The following is a 16,985-nucleotide window of genomic DNA, read 5'->3' on the forward strand; positions in this document are numbered from 1 at the left end:
GGCCGCATCCCGGTTTCGGGATGCCATAGGCTCAAGGAAGGGCCGATGACGCAACGACCCACCTTCAGCAGCGATCGCGGCCTCGCCGGGCGGCTGGCTTTGAGCAGGCTGGCCACGCGGGTCTCGATGGTGGTCGAGCGCGGCTGGCCGTTGCTGCTTCCCCTCGTCATCGTTGCCAGCCTGTTCCTCAGCATCTCCTGGCTCGGGCTATTCTCCCGGCTGCCGGATATGGCGCGCATCGGCCTGGTCGCTGCCTTTGCCATAGCAGCACTGGCCGCGCTTTATCCCCTGCGTTTCTTCCGCCTGCCGGGCGCCGGCGAAATCGACCGCCGCATCGAGGCAGCCAATCAACTGTTGCACAGCCCGGTGCTGGTGCAGACCGACCGGCCAAGCGGCCGGGAAAGCAGCTTCTCGCAGGCGCTATGGCGCGAACACCAGAAGCGCATGGCCGGAAAGCTCGACAACCTCGGCGCCGACCTGCCGCGCACGCGCGTGCCGGAGCGCGACCCTTGGGCCCTGCGCGCGGTAGCGGCCCTTTTGCTCGTTACCGCCTTCGCCTTCTCCTTCGGGCCGACGGGCGGCAGGATCAGCGACGGGTTCAATGCCCATGGCGCGCGCGATATCGTGCCGCCGCGCATCGACGCCTGGGTGACGCCGCCGTCCTACACCGGCAAGCCGCCGATCTTCCTGACGGCCGACGCCAACCAGGCCATCCCGACCTTTACGGTTCCCGAAGGCAGTGACGTTTCGCTGCGCGTGACGGGCGGCTCAGGCGAGGAAACGCTCGGCTACGCCGACAAGAATGGCAATTCCCGCGCCATCGACCCGGCTGCGCCGCAGGCCGCCGCCAAGCCGGCAAGCCCGGCGACGCCGTCCAAGGTGCGCCAGTTCACCAGCAAGCTGACCGGCGACGGCACGCTGACGCTGACGTCGGGCGAGGACCAGCTCGGCCGCTGGGCCTTCGCGGTCGTACCGGACAAGCCGCCGCAGATCCGCTTCGTCGGCGAGCCCAAGCGCGCCGCCAACGGCGCCTTCGAGCTCAACTACCAGATCGACGACGACTATGGCGCCGCCACCGCCAAGGCGGTGTTCGCGCTTGCCGATCCGCAGGCGCCGAATGCGCGTCCACTGTACGGTGCACCTGAAATGCCGCTGACGCTGCCGCGCCGCGGCGGCAAGTCGAACGCCGCCAGGACCTCGAAGGACCTGACCGAGCATGTCTGGGCCGGCAGCAGCATCAAGCTGACGCTGGTCGCCACCGACGATGCCGGGCACACCGCATCGAGCGAAACCAAGACGCTGCTGATGCCGGAGCGGCCTTTCGCCAATCCGCTGGCACGCGCCGTGATCGAACAGCGCCGCCTGCTGGCGCTCGACGCCAACGCCAAGCCGCGCGTGCTCGACCTGATGGACGCCATCACGCTGCGGCCGGAAGACACCTTCGACAACATGTCCCACTACCTGGCCATCATGAGCGCCCGCACCCGGCTGAAGATGGCCGACAGCGACGATCAATTGCGCAGCGAGGTCTCCTATCTCTGGGAAATCGCGCTCGGCATCGAGGAAGGCAATCTTTCGGCCGCCGAAAAGCGGCTGCGCCAGGCGCAACAGGCGCTGCAGGACGCCATCAAGAATGGCGCCAGCGACGCTGAAATCGAAAAGGCGATGAAGGAACTGCGCGAGGCGATGAACCAGTTCCTGCAGGAATTCGCGGAGCGCGCCAAGCAAAATCCCAACGCCCCGCAGATGCAGCAGAATGGCCAGGAACTGCGCCAGAGCGACATCGATCGCATGATGGACCAGATCGAGAACCTGGCGAAGTCCGGTGATCGCGACAAGGCCCAGCAATTGCTGTCGCAACTGCAGGACATGATGAACAATCTGCAGGCCGGCCGGCAGCAGCAAGGCGGCCAGCAGGACAGCGAGATGCGCCAGCAGATGGACAAGCTGGGCGAGATCCTGCGCCGTCAGCAGGAGATGATGAACGACACCTTCCGCATGGATCAGATGCAGCGCGGCGAGCGCCAGCGCGGGCAGAACCGTGACGAGCAGCTCGGCGAAGGCGGCCAGGATGAGGACAGACCCGGCGTCGGCGAAGACCGCGATCCGCTCGCCCGGCAAAAGCCGATGACGCCCCAGGAATTCGCCGATGCGCTGAAACAGCTGCAGCAGGGCCAGGGCCAGTTGCAGAGCGACCTCGAACAGCTGAAGAAGGGCCTCGAAGGCATGGGTATGGAGCCCAATGAAGGATTTGGCGAGGCCGGCAAGTCCATGGGCAATGCCGAACAGGCACTCGGCGAGGGCGAAGGCGATGCGGCCGTCGGCCATCAGGGCCGGGCGCTGGAAGCGCTGCGCAAGGGCGCCAAGGACATGATGAAGCAGATGCAGGCCATGCAGGGCGACCAGGGTGGCGGCGAGGAAGGCGGCCGCCAGCAGAACGCCGATCGCGATCCGCTCGGCCGGCCGCGCGCCAGCCAGGGTCCCGATTTCGGCGATTCGGTGAAGGTGCCCGACGAGATCGACGTGCAGCGCGCCCGCCAGATTCTGGAAGCGATCCGCAAGCGGCTCGGCAATGCGCTCAGCCCTGACATCGAACGCAGCTATCTGGAACGGCTGCTCGAGCTGAAATAGAGCAATTCCAGGAAATGTGTGAAGCGGTTTTCCGTCCGGAATTGCGAAAAAACAAGGGGATTGCCGCCCCCGTCCATCCCACCTGAAAACCCTCTCGCACGGTTGCACCACCATGCCCAGACTTGGCGCCGTCACACCCATCCTGCGCATCTTCGACATTGCCAAGGCGCGTGAATTCTATGTCGGCTTCCTCGACTTCAAGGTGCAGTGGGAACATCGCTTCGCCGACGACGCGCCGCTCTACATGGCGATCGGCCGCGACGGCTGCGTCCTGCATCTCAGCGAACATCATGGCGACGGTGCACCCGGCATCGCCGTGCGCATCGAGGTCGAGGACATCACGGCTCTTCATGGCGAGCTAACCGGCAAAAACTACCGCTTCGCCAGGCCAGGCGTGGAAGAGACGCCTTGGAAGACCCGCGAGGTATCGGTCGCCGATCCGTTCGGCAACAGGCTGCATTTCTACGAGGATGCCGCCGGCTGACTGAGCCTGTTGACGAAGGCTTCGCGGATCGCATCCTGCATGCCGTCGATCGCCTCGCCTGACGCGTTCGGGTTGCGGTGCATCACCACGTTCGAGGAATCGATGGCGCCGAATCCGTCCGCCGTGGTCAGTTCACGACAGCCGTCCGGAATGTTGCTGCGCGAGATCGGCGCGATCGCCAGTCCGGAGGTGACGGCGAGCTTGAGGCCGCCGGTGGTATCGCTGGTATAGGCGACGCGATAGGCAAGATCGCGCTGCTCCAACGATTTGATGGCGAAGTCCTTGCACCAGCCGGCCCGGTTGTAGAGCGCGATCGGCACCGGCTGTTCCTCATGCATGTGATGCAGGGACGATGTCACCCACACGGTCGGGTCGTGCATCAGCACTTCGCCGCCGGCGGGATCCTGCCATTCGAACACCACGCACAGATCCAGCTCGCCGGCAGCGAGCGCCGCCATCTGTGCCCCGGAATGGGCATAGCGCACGGTGACCTCGACCTGCGTATGACGCTTCGAGAAAGCGCCGAGCGCGCGCGACAGGATGGCGTGGCCATATTCCTCCGGAATGCCGATGCGCACCGGCCCGCCAAGCGGCGCTGCTGCCATCGATGCCGACGTCTCGTCGAGCAGCGAGACGATGCGGCGGGCGTTGACGATGAGTTCGCCGCCGCGCCGCGTCAACGCGACGCCGCGCGAACCGCGCTCGAACAGGCTGGCGCCGATCAGATCTTCGAGCTTCTTCATCTGCATCGACACCGCGGATTGGGTGCGGCCGGCCTGCTCCGCCGCCTTGGTGAAATTGCCGGTCTCGGCAATCGCCACGAAGGTGCGCAGGAGGTCGCTGTCGAGGGTCGGCCGCATGAAATCCGCCATAAGAGAATTTGATTGCTGGCATCATTCCAATTCGTTTGCAACATGTCAAACGGCGGATGATAGTCGCCTCACCCATTGGATATGCGGCTGCGAAATCAGCCGCGGACCAATCAAGAGTCCTCACTCGTGCCCGCTGCCCGAAACGGTGGCGGGTTCTTTTTACCCCGCAGGCGGCAGCTTCGGATCGTACGCGCAGGAGCCTGGATGCAGATGCAAAATCGGATGGTGGGCGGCATCCTGAGCCTGTGCCTCGGCGTGCTGGTCTTTTCGCTGCAGGATCCGCTCGTCAAAGCCGTGTCGAGCGGTTATCCAGTGACCGAGGTGATGGCGATCCGCTCGATCGTCGCTCTGCCGATCCTGATCGTTCTGGTGCATGCCGATGTCGGCTTGCGGGCGATCCTGTCGAAGCGATTCGGCATGCTGACGGTGCGCGCCTTCATCCAGTTCACCTCCTATACGATGTACTACCTGGCCATCGCCGCCTTGCCGCTTGCCGATGCGGTGGCGCTTTATTTCATGGCGCCGCTGTTCATCATGGTGCTGGCCGGGCCCTACCTTGGCGAGCGCGTCTCCTGGCAGACACTGGCAACCGTGCTGATCGGCTTGTTCGGCGTCCTCGTGATGCTGCGCCCCGGCGCAGGGCTGTTCGACTGGGCAGCGCTGCTGTCGCTGGGCTCGGCGGCGCTCTATGGTTTTTCGCAGCTGATGGCCCGCAAGATCGGCGACACCGAATCGTCCACCGTGATGGCCTTCTATCAGAACGGCGCCTATCTGGTTGGCGCCGCCGTGGTTGCCGGCGCGTTTCACCTTGCCGGCATAACCCACGCCGTCCACCCCAGCCTGGAATTCCTGGTACGGCCATGGCTTTGGCCGACGCTGCCGGATTTTCTCAAGATGGCCGCCTGCGGTTTCGTCGCCTCCGCCGGCATGATCCTGCTGTCGCAGGCTTACCGGATGGCGCCGGCCAACCGCGTTGCCACCTTCGAATATACCGGCATCCTGTGGTCGCCGCTGTGGGGTTTCCTGTTCTTCGCCGAGGTGCCGCGGTCGACGACCGTGATCGGTGCCGCCTTGATCATCGGCGCCGGTCTGCTGGCGCTCAGCACCGAACGGCGCAAGAGTACTCCACCTGTGCTCGCTGCTGCCGACCCAGCCTGATCAGGCGAAGCAGATCAGCGCCCGTTCGACACGCGAGCGGATTTCAGCCAGCGTGAAGGGCTTCTGCACGACATCGAGGATGATGCCGTTCAATTCCTCGGCGCGCTCGCGCTGGTCGGCATAGCCGGTCATCAGCACGATCTTGATGGCGGGAAACAATGCTGCCGCCGCTATCGCCATCTCGATGCCGTCCATCTCCGGCATGCGGATATCGGAGACGACGAGATCATAGCCGCCACGCGCGGCCTGGATCAGCGCAAGCCCCTGCGCGCCATCCGCCGCGATATCGATTGTGTGCCCGGCGCGTTCAAGCGCGCGGGCGGCCAGGGTGCGGACGGACTCATCGTCCTCGACGATCAGAAGCTTTGCCATGGCCGGCATATTTGGCCGCCAAAAGTTGACTTTTCCTGAAAGCGCTGAGGATCAGCAAACCTTTTTGATGCCGCTCAGGCATCCCCTTTGACGACACCGACAAAGGGCAACTCGCGAAAGGCATGGGCTACATCCATGCCGTAGCCGACGACGAAATAGTCGGGGCAGTCGAAGCCGACATAATCGGCATTGAGTTCGGTCTGGCGGCGCATGCGCTTGTCGAGCAGCACGGCGATCGAACAGCTCTTGGCGCCCCGCGACAGCATCAGCTCCCGGGTGAAGCTCAGCGTCTTGCCCGATTCGAGAATGTCGTCGATCAGCAGCACGTCGCGGCCAGCGACCTCATTGTCGATGTCGCGCAGCACCCTCACCTCGCCGCTGCTGGTGCCGGCGCCATAGCTGGAGATGAAGATGAATTCGACCTCCGGCGACAGGCCGACATCGTGCATGGCGCGGATGAGATCTGCGGCGAAGATGAACGACCCCTTCAGCACCGAGATCACCAGGAGGTCATGGTAGTCGTGTCCGGCAATCTCCTTGGCGAGTTCGAGATTGCGCCGCGCGATCGCCGATGCAGAAAACAGGACTTCGATGTTCTTGCCGCGTACAATTGGCATTTTTCGCCCCGCTGATTTTCTTGCCTAAACGCGTTCACGCCCAGCATGTGTTGAGATTCAGGTCAGGCTGAGTCGAAAACGGTGGTTTCCGAGAACCGGAGCGGAGCGTACTGAAGTACGTGAGCACCGGAAGCGCACGAAACCGCCGTTTGCGGCCAGTCTCACCTGAATATCAGCACACGCTATTCGGCGAAGGTGACCGATACAGTTCTTACACCGTTTCTAGGCACGTCGAGCCGGCTGGCAAAGCCGAATCTTTCGCCAGAGGCCAGCGAACGGCCGGATGTCCCCAACGTATAGCGGGTGATGTGCCCGTCATTGCCGGTCACCCGGATTTCAAGCGGCGGCAGCTGCGCCGGTTTGGCGCCGTCATTGGCGGCCTCGCCATCGACGAACAGCGCAGGGTTCGGTCCGGAAGCATCGACGCGTGACGTGACGCCCGAAATGCTGAGCGCCGACGCTTGCGCGCTGGACAGGAACGGCACCTGGCGCACCAGCGCGTGCCCGCCGGAAACCCAGAAGGCGGCCAAGGCAGCGCCGATGCCGGCGATCCAGAAGATCGGCCCGCCGCGCGAGGTTGGCGGCCGCTCCGGCGGGGCTTCGGGCTTGCGCAGCATGTCCATGCCTTCGATGGGTGGCATGACGATCGCACGCGGCAGCGGCGAAACGCTTTCCACGGCAGGCGCAAGGCGCGGCATCACCACGTAATCGGCATCGACGATGTCGGCGGCCGAACCACGCATGAACCGGTCCGCCGCGGCAATTGCCGCCGGATCGGTCATGATTTCGCCGGAAACCGGGCGCGCGGTTCGATCGTCAGCCATCATGGCCCCAGCATTGCAGCACGTGTTCGCTTTTCGTTTCTTTTGCGTAAACACAAATGGTTAACGCTTCCCCACCGGAGCCCTCGTGACGAGTCGAAAGAGCCTAGGAATTAACCGCCGGTTAACCATGCCGGCCGATGGTCTTTACCCAGAACAGGCCGGCTCACTGCCGTGCCGAATTTCAGGTCGTCGAAATTGATTCGCTTCGAAAATGTCGGCCTCCGCTATGGCATGGGTCCGGAAATCCTCCGCGACATCTCCCTGCACATTCCGGAGCGCTCCTTCCAGTTCCTCAGCGGGCCTTCGGGCGCCGGCAAGACGACCTTGCTGCGCCTGCTGTTCATGTCGCTGAAGCCAACGCGCGGGCTGATCACCATCTTCGGCAAGGATCGCTCCCGCATTTCCCGCACCGAGCTGCCGCATCTCAGACGCCGGATCGGCGTGGTGTTCCAGGATTTTCGGCTGCTCGACCACATGACCACCTATGAGAACGTCGCGCTGCCGCTGCGCGTGCGCGGGCGCGAGGAGGCGAGCTACCGCACCGATGTCACCGAGCTGTTGAAGTGGGTCGGGCTGGGCGAACGCATGCATGTGCTGCCGCCGGTTCTGTCCGGTGGCGAGAAGCAGCGCGCCGCGATCGCGCGGGCGCTGATCGAGCAGCCGGAAATCCTGCTCGCCGACGAACCGACCGGCAATGTCGATCCGCCGCTGGCGCGACGCCTGCTGCGGCTGTTCATCGAACTCAACCGTCTCGGCACCGCCGTGGTGATCGCCACCCACGACCTCGGCTTGATGGAGCAGGTCGACGCGCGCCGCATGATCCTGGCCGGGGGAAGGCTGGATATCTATGACTGAACTGTCCGCCGAACATTTTGTGGAAAGGGAGCAGGACGCCGAGGCGACCGAAGCAAAGCCGCGCGCCCAGCGCAGGATGGCGCCGATCGTGCCGGCGCAGAACATCGCCGGCCGGGCGCTGGTGCTAGTCATCGCCATCATGACCTTCCTGTCCTGCCTGACTTTCGGCGCGGTGACGCTGGTGCGCGACACAGCGTCCGTCTGGGAGAACCAGATTTCACGCGAGGCAACGATCCAGATCAAGCCGGTCGACGGCCTCGACATGGAAGCAGCCCTTACCCAGGCCTCCCAGATCGCCGGCGAATTCCCCGGCGTCAAGGCGACCCGGATCATCGACCGCGAGGCGACCGCGCGGCTCCTTGAGCCCTGGCTGGGCTCGGGCCTCAACATCGACGAATTGCCGGTGCCGCGACTGATCATCGTCACCATCGACGAGAACAGCCCGCCCGATTTCGCCGCCATACGCGCCGCGATCACCCCGAAACTGCCGAGCGCATCGCTCGACGATCACCGCACCTGGGTCGACCGGCTGGTGGCGATGGCCCGCACCACCGTGACCATCGGCATCGCCGTGCTGGCGCTGATGCTGTCGGCGACCGTGCTGACCGTGGTGTTCGCGACGCGCGGCGCCATGGCCGGCAACGGTCACATCATCGAAGTCCTGCATTTCGTCGGCGCCGAGGCACGCTTTATCGCGCGCGAATTCCGCCGGCATTTCCTGGTCACCGGCATGAAGGGAGCGGCGGCCGGCGGTGCTGCGGCAGTGCTCGTGTTCATCGTCTTTTCGTGGTGGTCGTCGCGCAATATGGCGACGCCGCAGGCCGACCAGGCGACCGCCCTGTTCGGCAATTTCGCCATCGGTTCGGCAGGCTATCTCGGTGTCGTCTTGATGGTGCTGGTGATCGGCGGACTGACGGCGGCAACCTCGCACGCCACCGTCGTTGCCTATCTCAGCGACATCGATGTCCGCCAACCGGATGCAGGCTAATTCATGTCGCCCAAAAGTGGGAACCGGTTTTGGGACAACGACATGGATAAAACAGGGTGATCACGAATAGAGAATTCGCGTAACGCAAAGTGCGTCTTTTACCTACCCAAGGCCGCATTTCAGGATTAACCATATGGCGATGGACGCGCGGGATTCGACCGGTACGGCTGGGCAGATGCCAGTGGTGGTTGCACGTTCGCATGACCGCCGCGCTGTGAGCCGTCTAAGAGCCACGTTGCGCCTATCCGCCCTCTCCGTCCTCATCCTTGCAACTTTGTTTGCCGGCGGTTTCGGTTGGTTCGCCAACAAGGTCAGTCACCTGACGACGCCCGCCAATCCGGCCAGGGCAGACGCGATCATTGTCTTGACCGGCGGCCAGTCCCGCCTCGATGCCGCGATGGATCTGCTGGCGTCCGGCAAGGGCGAACGGCTGCTGATCAGCGGCGTGCATCCTTCGGCCAGCCGTCGCCAGCTGCAGGCGGCAACCGGCGGCGACAAGAATCTGTTCTCCTGTTGCGTCGACATCGACCGCGCCGCGCTCGACACGATCGGCAATGCCGAGGAAAGCGCCAAATGGGTCGAGAGCCACGCCTATGGCACGGTGATCCTCGTCACCAACAATTATCATATGCCGCGCAGCCTGCTGGAAATGGGCAGGCTGCTGCATGGCGCCAAGCTCGAGCCCTATCCGGTGGTCAATTCCAACCTCGACAATGGCGGCTGGCTGACCAAGCCGCGGGCATTGCGCGTGCTGTTCACCGAATACAACAAATATCTGCTTGCGCTGGCGCGCGGCATCGTGCCTGTCAAGCCGACGCCCAACGGCATCGCGCTGGCCGAAACCGCGGCCGGCGGCTGATTATTCCCCTGCGGCCGCGCCCGAATTTCCCCTGAGCCGTGCGATCTCCTGCTCAAGGCGTTCGATACGCTTGTCCCGCTCGCCGAGTGCCGCCGCGACGTCGGCTGCCTCGAACCGTTGTGGAATATGCTGCGGGCAATTGGCATCCCAGGCCGAGACCGTGAACAGGACGACCTGCTCGGCGCGCGCTCTGTAGCCTTGCGGCATCAGTTTCGCCATCAGCTCGGCGTCACTCTCGACGACCCGCGCCGTGCCCCAGATCTTGATGCGCTGGCGGTGCATATAGTCGATCAGGAACAGGAACGCCCTTGGATTGTCGGCCAGATTGCCCTGCGTGATGAACTGCCGGTTGCCGGAAAAATCCGCGAAGCCGATCGTATGTTCATCCAGCACCTTGAGGAAGCCGGCCGGCCCGCCGCGATGCTGGACATAGGGCTGCCCCTCGCGGTTGGCGGTCGACAGGAAGACGCTCGTCTGCATTTCGATGAAGGCGGCAAGGTCCGGGGTGATGCCGGCCTGCCAGCCGCCACGCTCCTCGACGCGGGCGTAGGACTGACGTGAGCCTTTGCGGGCCTGGATCGCCTTGACGGTCGGCGTGAAGGCGACGTCGCTGGTGAAAGCATGCGCGTTCATGGAAAGTTTCCTTGCGGCAAGATGCTAAAGTCCGAGCTCCGACAATGTCGGGTGGTCGTCCGGCCGCCGGCCGAGCGGCCAGTGATACTTACGATCGGCCTCGCCGATCGGCAGGTCGTTGATGCTGGCGATGCGCAGACGCATCAGCCCGTGTTCGTCGAATTCCCAGTTCTCGTTGCCGTAGCTGCGGAACCATGAACCGCTGTCGTCGCGCCATTCATAGGCGAAACGCACGGCGATGCGGTTGCCGTGGAAGGCCCAGACCTCCTTGATCAGCCGGTAGTCGAGCTCGCGGCTCCATTTGCGCGTCAGGAAGGCCTGGATGGCGTCGCGCCCTTGCAGGAACTCGGCGCGGTTGCGCCAGCGGCTGTCCTTTGTATAGGCGAGCGCAACCCGCGCTGGATCGCGTGAATTCCAGGCATCCTCGGCCATGCGCGCCTTCTGCGCTGCGGTCTCGGCGGTAAACGGCGGCAGCGGCGGGCGGGCTTCGGACATGGCAACTCCTTTTCGGGCCATGCTGCAGGCAGGGCCGACAGACTGGAATATAAGCCTTCCATCATTCAAAGGCAGGTGGCATATTCGCAACTTGTCCTTCCATTTTTCGGAAGAAGCTATGGATCGTCTCGAGGCCATGTCGCTCTTTGTCGCCGCGGTGGAGGCCGGCAGCCTTTCCGCGGCCAGCCGCCGTTTCGGCATTCCGCTGGCGACGGTCAGCCGCAAGATTTCCGATCTCGAGCGCCATCTGAACACACGCCTCCTGAATCGTTCGACGCGACGGCTGACACCGACCGATGTCGGCCAGGCCTATCTTGCCGCCTGCCGCCGCATCCTGGACGACGTCGGCGAGGCCGAACGCACGGCCGCCGGCGAATACAGTGTTCCGACCGGCGAACTGGCCATCACCGCGCCGGTCGTCTTTGGCCGCCTGCACGTGCTGCCGGTCGTCACCGGCTTTCTCGCCGCCTATCCCGACGTGGACATCCGCCTGACATTGGCCGATCGCATAACCCAGTTGGTCGAGGACCATTTCGATCTCGCCATCCGCATCGGCCGATTGCCCGATTCGAGCCTGGTCGCCATCGGCGTCGGCGCGATCCGCCGCGTCGTCTGCGCCAGCCCGGCCTATCTGGCCGAACACGGCACGCCAACGACCCCGGAGGATCTGGAAACACACGATTGCATCACCTTCGAGGGGCTCGCCTCCGCCGCCAGTTGGAGCTTCATCAAGGGCAAGGCCGAAATCCCGGTTCGGGTCCGCTCGCGGCTTCAGGTCAACACCGCCGAAGCGGCCATCGATGCCGCGATTGCCAGCGTCGGGCTGACGCGTGTGCTTTCCTACCAGATCGAAGCCGCGCTGCGGTCCGGCGCGCTGCGCGTCCTGCTGCAGGAATTCGAGCCGGCGCCATGGCCGGTAAGCCTGGTGCATGCGGGCCACGGCCTGCTGCCGGTCAAGCTGCGCGCCTTCCTCGATTTTGCCGCTCCACGCCTGAAGGAGCGGCTGGCGCGGCTGATGTAGCGGAACCAGGCCACCCCATCGACGACCGTTCTTCGTCGCCAACCAAAGCGCCTGCGGCCATTTCCTTTTTTCCCGCGCTTGGTGTAACCAACGCTCACCTCCTCACCGGGCTCCCCCAATGCTCTACATCAGATCGCTGACGTTCAATTTCGTCTTTTACGTCAACCTGATCGTCCAGATGATCCTCTGGACCCCCTACTATTTCCTGTCGCCCCGGCACCGCGCCTGGTTCGTGCCGAAATTCTGGTCGCGCACCTCGATGTGGCTTTACGAGAAGATCGCCGGAACGAAGAACGAGATCACCGGCCGGGAAAACCTGCCCGAAGGCTCCTTCATCCTGGCACCAAAGCACCAGTCGTTCTGGGACGCGATCGCCTTCTTCCCCTTCCTTCAGGACCCGCTCTACATCCTCAAGCGCGAGCTGACCTGGATCCCGTTCTTCGGCTGGTACATCATGAAGATGCGCATGATCCCGGTTCATCGCGGCAGCCGTTCGAAAGCACTGAAGGCCGTGGTCGCCGCGACCAAGGAAGAGATGGCGCGCAATCCCCGCCAGCTCATCATCTACCCCGAAGGGACAAGACGCGCGCCGGGCGACGAACCGGCCTACAAATACGGCATCGTCGAAATCTACACGCAGCTTGGTGTTCCGGTGGTGCCGGTTGCCCATGTCGCCGGCCTCTATTGGCCGCGCCGCAAATTCCTGCGCTATCCCGGCACCATCAAGGCGCGTTTCCTGCCGCCGATCCCACCGGGACTGAGCAAGGACGAATTCATGGCCCGGCTGATCGGCGAGACCGAAGCTGCCTGCGACCAGTTCCTGATGGATGCGGCGCGCGGCCCGAACCCGCCTGCCTTGCCGCCGACAGCGGTGAAAAGGCTGCAAGAGCTGGACAACGCCGCAAGAACCAAAGTCTGAACCGGAAGTCTCCGGCCGGCAGTTCTCAGCCGAACACCGCCAGCGCGGTGGTCAACACCAGCGTCACGGCAAAGATCAGATTGATGATCCGCGAGGCCGCCGACCGGCGCAGGAAGCGCGCGAACCCAGCCCCCGCGACAAGCCACAGAGCGTGGATGGCAACGATCATCGGGGCGAGAACCGCCAGCGGCGGCGCCGTAGCGATCTTGAAGGCGAGATAGAGGATGTAGGCCGCGGAAGCCAAAGCCAGCAACGGCGCCAGCTTCGGCATCGAGGTGAGCACTGCCATGACCCCGGTCGCGACAACCAAAAGCACGGCGATCGTGCCCAGGATGATTCCCCAGGCATAGCCCAGGGAATGGCGCAAACCGAAGGCGGCACCAACGGCGGTGACGCTTATCGTTGCCGGCCCCGGGCTGCCCATGATGACGGCGGAGGCAAGCACGAGCGCGCACAACTGGCGCCAAAGATCCGGCTGCAAAAGAAGCGGCTCAGTCATCTCACCCTCTGTCTTGCCCCGTGCGAAGGAGGCTATGGCAAGACAAGAGGGTCGTCTTGGACGTTCGTGCGAGGAGCGGCCGCCGAAACTTCAGTCGCTCGCTTTGTCGAGTTCGGCCATGTCGGCGGCGCTCAGCTTCAGCGACGCCGCCTTGATCAGGCTGTCCATCTGCTCGGGCTTGGTGGCGCTGGCGATCGGCGCGGTGACGCCCGGCCGAGCGATCACCCAGGCAAGCGCGACTTCCGCCTGCTTGGCCGAATGCCTTGATGACACCGCGTCGAGTGCCGCAAGGATGCGCATGCCGCGCCCATTGAGATAGTCCTTCACGCCGCCGCCACGCGGGCTTTGGCCGAGATCGGCCTCGCTGCGGTATTTGCCGCTGAGGAAACCTTTGGCCAGGCTGAAATAGGTGATGACGCCGATGTCCTCGGCCACGCACAGATCGCGCAACGGCCCGTCAAAGGATGAGCGATCGTAGAGATTGTATTCCGGCTGCAGCACCTCGTAGCGCGGCAGACTGCGCAGGCTCGCCACATCGAGTGCCGCACGCAACTGGCCGGCGTCGAGGTTAGAGCACCCGGCATAGCGAATCTTGCCCTTGGCGAGCAGCTTCTCGTAGGCGCCAAGCGTTTCCTCATAGGGCGTCGCAGGATCCGGCCAATGCGACAGATAGAGATCGATGAATTCGGTCTGCAGCCGCTTCAACGATGCGTCGACGGCCTTTTCGATGTAGGCGGCGGACAGGTCCTTGTGCCCCTGTCCCATATCCGAACCGACCTTGGTGATCACCACGACCTTGTCGCGATTGCCACGGTCTTTCATCCATTTACCGATGATGGTTTCCGATTCGCCGCCCTTGTGGCCTGGAACCCAGCGCGAATAGGCGTCCGCCGTATCGATGGCGTTGAGGCCGGCGCCGACGAAGCGGTCGAGCAGGTCGAACGAGGTTTTCTCGTCGGCAGTCCAGCCGAAGACGTTGCCGCCCAGAACCAGCGGCGCGATGGACAAGTCGGTGCGACCGAGATGACGTTTCTGCAAGGCGGATCTCCGGGATGATTGGGCGGGCAAATGGCGCCCGCGGGCTGAGGGTTGGAGCCTAACCTAGGTCTTGCCTGAACGAGGTCAAAGGCCTGGCGGCCTTTTTCCGCAGAGCCAGCTTCACAAAGGCGCGACCTGCAGCGCCACCTCTTCCAGCCAATGATCGCGAATGCCCAGCGCCTCGAGATGCTCCAGCGTGCTCAGCACATAGTCCTCGTTGTTGCCGGACTGGCCGACCGCACCGCGCACCACGGCCGCCGCATCTGCAGCGTCGAGCGCTCCGGCATATTGCTCGTGCTGGCGGTCGACAATGTAAACCACCGCGTCGACCGTACCGCCGCCGTCGAGGCGAACCTTGAGCAGACGCTCCAGATAGACATTGGTGACCAGCTCGCGCTCGCGCAGATAGGCCATAACCTCGTCGCGCAAGTCGCCGGGGACGCGGAATGCGAGGCCGACGCAGGACCCGCCACGATCGAGGCCGAGCACCAGCCCCGGCCGCTCGCGCGTGCCGCGATGCACGAAGGAATAGACGCAGAGCGAGCGCCGGTAGCCATGCAGGCGGGCACGCTGTGTTTCGACATGCGCGAACCCCGGCCGCCAGATCAGCGAGCCATAGCCAAACACCCAAAAATCGCCCATATCGCCGCGCCTGATTGCAAAAGATGCCAACACCGCACCCGGACCGGTGTTTTTTCCGCCCGTCCCGTCTAACTATTCGTCTGTCCACCTGGCGGAATCGACTACCCGTCCGCAATACCCATGCGTTAACGAGAGCCAAAGCATGACGTCAAGTGACGAACGCCAGCCGAACAAACGTCGCCGCCTGATCTGGCTTGCAGCATTCATCGTCGTGCTGTTCGCCCTCTACAGCGGCGGCTGGTTCTATCTGGCTGACCGCGTCAGGAGCGAGGCCGACAAGGCGGTTGCCACGCTCAACAAGAATGGCGTCGAGGCCGGCTGCGCCAATCTCCAGGTCAGCGGCTATCCCTTGAGCTTTACCGTCTCCTGCGACAACCTCGCCTATGAGGACGATGCCAAGAACATTGCGGCCTCAGCCGGCAGTTTCAACGCAGCCGCCCAGATCATCCAGCCTCTGTCGCCGGTTGCCAATCTGCGCGGCCCGCTCAGGACCTCCGTTCCCGACATGGTGCCGCTGTGGATCGACTGGGACAATCTGCAGGCCAATTTCAAATTGTGGTGGCCGCTGCCCCGGCGGATTTCGCTGGAGGCAGAGGGCCTTTCCGGCCAAACCGATCCGGCCGACGATACCGATCCGGTGCAACTGTTCAGTGCCGGCAAGGCATCAGGTCAGTTGCAGCCCAACGGCGAGGATATCGACTATCTCGGCAGTTTCGGCGATCTCGAGGTCGACCCCGACGCAATTGGAGGGCGCGTGCTTCCGGCGCTCGATGCCAGCGGCGACGTGACATTGAAGAACGGCGTCGCACTGATCGGCACGCAGGTGAAGAGCCTTCGTGGCCAGGCGATCGAAATCCGCAACCTTGACCTGTCGTCGGGGACGGCGCGCATCACCGTTTCGGGACCGCTCTCGGTCGATGCCGAGGGCCTGGTCAACGCCGACCTGATAATCAGGTTGAAGGACCCGAAGGCGGTGGCGGCCATCCTCGGCACCGCCATACCCGAGCAGAAAAGCCAGATCGAGCAGGGTTTTTCTGCCCTGGCGGTGCTCGGCAACGAACCGTCCATGCCGCTGAAGGTGGTCAGGGGCAAGGCCTCGCTCGGCTTCATTCCGCTGGGCAAGATCAAGCCGGTCGAATAGCTCAGCCATGGCAAAACCCGTGAAGCTGCTGAGCGTTGGCGCTTTGACGCTGGACACCATCCTGCACGTCGAGGCGCTGCCCATGCATCAGGGCAAGTTCATGGCCTCCGACGGCGTCCAGATCGCCTCGGGCATGGCCACCAGCGCCGCCTGCGCCGCCCATCGCCTGGGCGCCGAAGTATCGCTGTGGGCGAGCGCCGGCGACGATGCCGTCGCCGACCAGCTCATCGCCGGCATAGAGGCCGAAGGCGTCGATTGCACCTTCGTGCGGCGCGTCAGAGGTGCCCGCTCGGCGCTGGCCTCGATCCTGGTCGACGCGCATGGCGAGCGCATCATCGTGCCGTTCTATGACAGGCTTGCCCAGGCCGATCCCGACGTCCTGCCGGTCGCCGACCTCATGGCATTCGATGCCGTTCTGGCCGATGTCCGCTGGCCGGGTGCGGCGGCACTCGCCCTGAAGGCGGCGCGCGCCATCGGCCGTCCGGCGATCCTCGATGCCGACACCGCGCCGCTGGAGGTCCTTGAGCAGTTGTTGCCGCTCGCTACGCACATCATCGCTTCGGAGCCGGCAGCGCGCATCGTCTGCGGCCAGGCGCTCGATCCGGAAACGGCTTGCGCCGATCTCGCCAGCCGTACCGACGCTTTTGTCGCAGTGACAGGCGGCGCGGCGGGCAGTTGGTGGCACGACCGTCGCGCTGGCTGCGTGCGCCATGTCGCGGCGCCGAAAATCAAGGCGGTCGACACGCTCGCCGCCGGCGATGTCTTTCACGGCGCCTTCGCCGTCGGGCTGGCGGAAGCCATGCCGGTCGAGCAGGCTTTGCGGTTTGCCAGTGCGGCCGCGGCGCTCAAATGCCTGCGCTTCGGCGGCAGGCTTGGCGCGCCGAACCGAGCCGAGACGCTGGCCATGGTTGCGCAGACCTGGCCTGCCTGAGACAGA

General features: G+C 64.2%; 19 protein-coding genes. 10 read left to right on the top strand and 9 right to left on the bottom strand.

What is annotated here, in order from left to right; all coding sequences use genetic code 11:
- Positions 1–45 precede the first annotated feature (45 nt).
- A complete protein-coding gene (locus M729_RS0122280; protein ID WP_027162901.1) occupies positions 46–2,631 on the top strand; it encodes a TIGR02302 family protein in 2,586 nt (861 codons plus the stop codon).
- Positions 2,632–2,743: 112 nt separating this feature from the next.
- Positions 2,744–3,115, top strand: a complete 372-nt coding sequence (locus tag M729_RS0122285) for a glyoxalase superfamily protein (protein ID WP_027162902.1) — start codon at positions 2,744–2,746, stop codon at positions 3,113–3,115.
- Here the strand turns inward: M729_RS0122285 and M729_RS0122290 are convergent.
- Entirely contained in the window at positions 3,094–3,975 is an 882-nt protein-coding gene (locus M729_RS0122290; protein ID WP_024503767.1) for a LysR family transcriptional regulator, read from the bottom strand. The genes M729_RS0122285 and M729_RS0122290 overlap by 22 nt on opposite strands.
- A 222-nt stretch (positions 3,976–4,197) precedes the next feature.
- Here M729_RS0122290 and M729_RS0122295 point away from each other — a divergent pair, with 222 nt between their 5' ends.
- Positions 4,198–5,145, top strand: coding sequence for a DMT family transporter (locus M729_RS0122295; protein ID WP_024503766.1), 948 nt, complete (start codon positions 4,198–4,200; stop codon positions 5,143–5,145).
- Here the strand turns inward: M729_RS0122295 and M729_RS0122300 are convergent, their stop codons facing one another.
- The 3 genes from M729_RS0122300 to M729_RS0122310 form a co-directional block, all read right to left on the bottom strand.
- Positions 5,146–5,517 carry a response regulator gene (locus tag M729_RS0122300; RefSeq protein ID WP_024503765.1) on the bottom strand — a complete coding sequence of 124 codons (372 nt, stop codon included), beginning with the start codon at positions 5,515–5,517 and terminating at the stop codon, positions 5,146–5,148.
- A gap of 74 nt (positions 5,518–5,591) precedes the next feature.
- Positions 5,592–6,134 (bottom strand): hypoxanthine phosphoribosyltransferase, encoded by a 543-nt coding sequence (hpt, locus tag M729_RS0122305; RefSeq protein ID WP_027162903.1) that lies wholly within the window; start codon positions 6,132–6,134, stop codon positions 5,592–5,594.
- A 182-nt stretch (positions 6,135–6,316) separates the two neighbouring features.
- The gene (locus tag M729_RS0122310) at positions 6,317–6,961 is read right to left on the bottom strand and encodes a hypothetical protein (protein WP_027162904.1); all 645 of its coding nucleotides are present in this window, start codon (positions 6,959–6,961) and stop codon (positions 6,317–6,319) included.
- A 192-nt stretch (positions 6,962–7,153) separates the two neighbouring features.
- Here M729_RS0122310 and ftsE point away from each other — a divergent pair, with 192 nt between their 5' ends.
- The 3 genes from ftsE to M729_RS0122325 all read left to right on the top strand — a co-directional run bounded on the left by ftsE (position 7,154) and on the right by M729_RS0122325 (position 9,660).
- Positions 7,154–7,813 carry a cell division ATP-binding protein FtsE gene (gene ftsE / locus M729_RS0122315; RefSeq protein WP_010911739.1) on the top strand — a complete coding sequence of 220 codons (660 nt, stop codon included), beginning with the start codon at positions 7,154–7,156 and terminating at the stop codon, positions 7,811–7,813.
- Positions 7,806–8,801, top strand: coding sequence for an ABC transporter permease (locus M729_RS0122320; protein WP_013529399.1), 996 nt, complete (start codon positions 7,806–7,808; stop codon positions 8,799–8,801). Before ftsE ends, M729_RS0122320 begins: the two co-directional genes overlap by 8 nt.
- Positions 8,802–8,934: 133 nt before the next feature.
- A complete protein-coding gene (locus M729_RS0122325) occupies positions 8,935–9,660 on the top strand; it encodes a YdcF family protein (RefSeq protein WP_024503762.1) in 726 nt (241 codons plus the stop codon).
- Here the strand turns inward: M729_RS0122325 and M729_RS0122330 are convergent, their stop codons facing one another.
- A complete protein-coding gene (locus M729_RS0122330; protein WP_027162905.1) occupies positions 9,661–10,293 on the bottom strand; it encodes a pyridoxamine 5'-phosphate oxidase family protein in 633 nt (210 codons plus the stop codon).
- 24 nt (positions 10,294–10,317) lie between these two features.
- Positions 10,318–10,788 carry a DUF1348 family protein gene (locus tag M729_RS0122335; protein ID WP_013529396.1) on the bottom strand — a complete coding sequence of 157 codons (471 nt, stop codon included), beginning with the start codon at positions 10,786–10,788 and terminating at the stop codon, positions 10,318–10,320.
- A 118-nt stretch (positions 10,789–10,906) separates the two neighbouring features.
- Here M729_RS0122335 and M729_RS0122340 point away from each other — a divergent pair, with 118 nt between their 5' ends.
- Complete coding sequence (locus M729_RS0122340) at positions 10,907–11,809, top strand: LysR family transcriptional regulator (RefSeq protein WP_027162906.1); 903 nt, start codon at positions 10,907–10,909, stop codon at positions 11,807–11,809.
- Positions 11,810–11,927: 118 nt separating this feature from the next.
- Complete coding sequence (locus M729_RS0122345; RefSeq protein ID WP_013529394.1) at positions 11,928–12,728, top strand: 1-acyl-sn-glycerol-3-phosphate acyltransferase; 801 nt, start codon at positions 11,928–11,930, stop codon at positions 12,726–12,728.
- A 25-nt stretch (positions 12,729–12,753) separates the two neighbouring features.
- On the opposite strand, the gene M729_RS0122350 is transcribed toward M729_RS0122345, so the two are convergent.
- The 3 genes from M729_RS0122350 to M729_RS0122360 all read right to left on the bottom strand — a co-directional run bounded on the left by M729_RS0122350 (position 12,754) and on the right by M729_RS0122360 (position 14,907).
- A complete protein-coding gene (locus M729_RS0122350; RefSeq protein ID WP_032809136.1) occupies positions 12,754–13,227 on the bottom strand; it encodes a LysE family transporter in 474 nt (157 codons plus the stop codon).
- Positions 13,228–13,317: 90 nt separating this feature from the next.
- On the bottom strand, positions 13,318–14,265 hold the full coding sequence (locus M729_RS0122355; RefSeq protein WP_027162908.1) for an aldo/keto reductase: 948 nt from the start codon (positions 14,263–14,265) through the stop codon (positions 13,318–13,320).
- Between the two features lie 120 nt (positions 14,266–14,385).
- Complete coding sequence (locus tag M729_RS0122360) at positions 14,386–14,907, bottom strand: gamma-glutamylcyclotransferase (protein WP_013529391.1); 522 nt, start codon at positions 14,905–14,907, stop codon at positions 14,386–14,388.
- A 142-nt stretch (positions 14,908–15,049) separates the two neighbouring features.
- Here M729_RS0122360 and M729_RS0122365 point away from each other — a divergent pair, with 142 nt between their 5' ends.
- Together M729_RS0122365 and M729_RS0122370 are read left to right on the top strand one after the other, a co-directional pair.
- Positions 15,050–16,048, top strand: a complete 999-nt coding sequence (locus M729_RS0122365) for a DUF2125 domain-containing protein (RefSeq protein WP_027162909.1) — start codon at positions 15,050–15,052, stop codon at positions 16,046–16,048.
- 7 nt (positions 16,049–16,055) lie between these two features.
- A complete protein-coding gene (locus tag M729_RS0122370; RefSeq protein ID WP_027162910.1) occupies positions 16,056–16,979 on the top strand; it encodes a sugar kinase in 924 nt (307 codons plus the stop codon).
- Positions 16,980–16,985 lie beyond the last annotated feature (6 nt).

Origin of the sequence: Mesorhizobium sp. WSM1293 (assembly GCF_000513875.1) — a bacterium.
Taxonomy (GTDB): Bacteria; Pseudomonadota; Alphaproteobacteria; order Rhizobiales; family Rhizobiaceae; genus Mesorhizobium; species Mesorhizobium ciceri.